This window comes from Iodobacter sp. CM08, assembly GCF_033446605.1.
Classification (GTDB): Bacteria; Pseudomonadota; Gammaproteobacteria; order Burkholderiales; family Chitinibacteraceae; genus Iodobacter.
Genome location: NZ_JAWQUO010000084.1, coordinates 1 through 3,626, shown reverse-complemented (window position 1 = coordinate 3,626; position 3,626 = coordinate 1). Strand labels below are relative to the sequence as shown.

Annotated in this window: 4 protein-coding genes; 3 read left to right on the top strand and 1 reads right to left on the bottom strand. The window is 42.0% G+C overall.

Features of this window, described 5'->3' with window-relative positions:
- On the bottom strand, window positions 1-892 hold an 892-nt coding region (locus tag R6242_RS22055), incomplete at its 3' end, for a reverse transcriptase domain-containing protein (RefSeq protein ID WP_318431019.1).
- A 721-nt stretch (window positions 893-1,613) separates the two neighbouring features.
- Here R6242_RS22055 and R6242_RS22050 point away from each other — a divergent pair.
- From R6242_RS22050 to R6242_RS22040, 3 genes are read left to right on the top strand one after another with little or no spacing between them, the layout of a single operon-like run.
- Window positions 1,614-2,423, top strand: coding sequence for a pentapeptide repeat-containing protein (locus tag R6242_RS22050; protein ID WP_318431017.1), 810 nt, complete (start codon window positions 1,614-1,616; stop codon window positions 2,421-2,423).
- A 2-nt stretch (window positions 2,424-2,425) separates the two neighbouring features.
- On the top strand, window positions 2,426-3,067 hold the full coding sequence (locus R6242_RS22045) for a hypothetical protein (protein ID WP_318431014.1): 642 nt from the start codon (window positions 2,426-2,428) through the stop codon (window positions 3,065-3,067).
- Complete coding sequence (locus R6242_RS22040) at window positions 3,054-3,449, top strand: hypothetical protein (RefSeq protein WP_318431012.1); 396 nt, start codon at window positions 3,054-3,056, stop codon at window positions 3,447-3,449. Before R6242_RS22045 ends, R6242_RS22040 begins: the two co-directional genes overlap by 14 nt.
- Window positions 3,450-3,626 lie beyond the last annotated feature (177 nt).

The window sequence follows — 3,626 nt, the reverse complement described above, 5'->3', positions numbered from 1 at the left end:
CGTTAAGCGTCAATTCCAGCCGATCCAATATCCACTTCATATGCGCCAGCGGGCTTTGGGTCTCGCCACGGCAGAGCACTACAAAGTCATCGGCATACCGCACCAAGCTCGCTTGTAGTTTCTTACCTAAATTGTGGCGATGCCAGATTCTATCCAGTAGATGTAAGTAGAGGTTCGATAGCAACGGAGAAATCACCCCTCCTTGGGGCGTGCCCTTGCGCTGCCCTTTACCTCCACTGACCGTTGCTGCTTTTCCATTCTCGCTTTTGCCAATCACCGGCGCTTTAAGCCATTGTTGAATCAAAGCCAGTACGGCCCCATCCACAATACGTTCAGCCACCGTGGTCATCAGTTTGGCGTGCGGAATACTGTCGAAGTATTTTGACAGATCAGCATCGATGACTTGCGTTTTACCTTGCCACAAAGCTTCTGCAATGGCGTCTATCGCTTGATGTGCTGATTTCCTTGGGCGAAACCCATAGGAGTGCTCGCAAAAATCCGCCTCAAAGATAGGCTCCATCACCAGCTTAGTCGCCATCTGAACCACGCGATCTCGTATCGTCGGAATCCCGAGTGGACGCAAACTGCCATCCGCTTTGGGAATCATGACGCGCTTGATCGCCCCAGTCCGGTAGCTTTTATCTTGCAGTTCCTGACTAATTGCCGACAAGTAGCAATCTACCCCTTCGCCGCTTTCTATGGCAGCAAAGTCAATCCCATCAACCCCAGGACTGCCCTTGTTTGCCTTGACCAGTCGCCATGCCAACTTGAGGGTGTCAGCGCGGTAAATCTTGTCGTAAAGTGCGTAGAAACGATAGTTTGGTTCCTGCTTGGCTTTGATGTACAGCTTCCTCTGTAGCGTCCTGATCTCATTCGGAGTGATTAGCAACATGGCAATCTCCTGATCCTCAGCTCTTCAGTTGCATGAACAAAGCAGGGTCCCTTCCCTCGACTGGGGTTATGTTGTCCCTCAATCTCGAACGGTACTATGAACCCCTCCGACTTCCATCACGATACGCACTGATTTCGTTTCCTTATACATTGCGCTTGGCAGTCTCCCTGCCACCGTGATGGATCTCCAGCACTGGGTAATTTAACTTCCAAAACATACCGCCCCTGCTACCCCGACAGCTCGCGGATGTGGCTTCCATTGCCAACACATCCGAACAACGGCCTTCCCTATACAGACACGAGGTCGGCAACTGCAATGTTAACGAGGCTACATCTAGGTTCACTTGCGTTACGGTCTGCCTCTTTGTCGTAAAGAACTCACGACCCTTGATTACTCAAACGCCGCTCTTTCGTACTACCGAGGCGCATGGACAATTCCTCGGACGGGACTTTAACCCGCTAGCTAAATTACTGTTACTGCGAACACCTGACCCCAAGGCCTCAAAATTGAGGGCAGGTCTTGCAATCCAACAAATAGTTTACTTGGTTGTTGCATTGCAAGACTTGACCCCATAGTTTTTTAAGGTTAGGTCTTACATTTGACATAAAGCAATTAATTAAACATGGTTTACAAATCACTTTAAGTTTTATCTATTGCAAAATGTAAAACCTGACCCCATTGCTTCCTATTGCTTGCATGAAACTACTGAGAGGAGTTCTGAATGATAAAAAATAGCAATCGCGAGAAGCTATCCGATAAAATGTTTGATTCGCCTGTTTGTGGTGGAAAATTCGTAAACAAATTATTTGAACGATTAGTAGCAAAGAAAGTTGAATTTAAAAATGTTGATTTTCGTTATTGCATTTTCGATTCTTCCTATCTAAGAAACTGTAGTTTCGAAGATTGTGACTTCACTGGAAGTAGATTCGTTAACAGCAATTTGGTAGGTAGTAGCTTTAACGGTTGCAAATTTGACTATGCTTCTTTTGAGAAAAGTCATATCGATAGTGACATTCTTAAAGTTGGCTGCCCTGGCCCAGAAAATCTAAAGCTAAAGTTCGCACGCTCACTTCGAATTAACTACCAACAACTTGGTGATGCAAAATCGGCAAACCAAGCAATCAGCATTGAACTTCAAGCAAGTGAAGATCATTTACATAAAGCTTGGAAATCCCAAGAGTCCTATTATCGTAAAAAATTCAAGGGCCTGAATAGGATTAAAGTTTTTTTTGAATGGTTTGAATTTAAGGTTTTAGATTTTATTTGGGGTAACGGAGAGTCAACCTGGAAGTTGTTTAGGGCGGTATTCATTGCATTATTACTAATTTCTGGATTTCACGCTTTTATAAATAAAAGGTTAAATGACTTAAATTTCTACTGCGAGTCTTTTATTCTTTCCCCTCAAATTTTATTAGGTGTATTGAATCCAGCGGGCTATCCATCATTATATCTAACTGTAATATTTCTATTTAGGCTCATCATGTTCGGGTTCTTCATGTCAATTATCATCAAACGATTCAATAGGCGGTAAACGTGCATATCTACGTATTTGGATCTGTATGCCGTGGTGAAGTAGATACCTCGTCAGACATCGATATGCTTGCAATAGTACATGGATTAGATACTCGGTTTAACCCAAGCGACTACTCTATATATTCATATGAGCGAATACTTGAGCTATGGCAAGAGGGCAACCCATTTGCATGGCATCTTTATTTAGAAGCAAAGCTTGTATATGCGTCAGACACAAATGACTTTTTGAGGATAATAGGTAAACCAAGCGTATATAAAAATGGTTATTCTGACTGTAAAAAATTTTATGATATTTTTCTATCTGCAAAAAAATCAATTGAGCAATCTTCCTTTACAGAAACTTTTGACCTTTCATCAGTATTTTTAGGAATGAGAAATTTTGCAACCTGTTTCTCACTTCTAGCAAACAACGAACCAAATTTTTCTCGTAACTCAGCCCGTATTTTAGGTATGAATAGCGTACCAATAAACGAGACTGTATACAGCATTCTTGAGAAAGCAAGAGTGCTATGCACACGAGGTGCAGGTGAAATGTTAACCACGGCAGAAATATCCGAAGCGAAAGTAGAACTTAGAAATATTGATTTGTGGATGTCTGAAATTTTAAAAAAAATTGAAGTTAGGTGCTATGAGCGAGTTTAATAATAGAATAACAGCACAAAGAGATGCGCTGGCTATAGTAAATAGCGCAGATATTTATAGAGAGCCGCTATTAAGCTTGACTGAAAAAGCGATTAATAGGTGGGTATCAACTAATGGAATTATAGTTACTGAATCCATTGTTTTACTGCTTAAGTCCATGTCTGGAACATTATTTTTTTTGGCCAATAAGAGTCAAGAACAAATTTCAGAAGACTATGAAGTACTATCTAAGAAGGTTGACGAGCAGCTATTCACGCTAAAATTAGAAGTGGCTAACAAAGCCCTACAGCGAACAAGAGTTATGCTCCCTCAAAACAATCATAAGCAAATAACTGGGGTCAGAGTAAAGTTAAATCCGCTTGCTTCAGCTCTAAAGGTATGAAACATAGCAGGAATTAAGTTTGTTCTGACCCCAGTTATTAGTTATTTTATTGACGCCCTTGTATCTTGTTCCCTGTGGTGGTTAGCTACTACCACACGAGGTGAAGTGAGCTTGATAGCGCCCTTAAGGCATCGACCTTGTTTTGTAGATAAAGCCCTTCACCTCACTTCTTTCGCC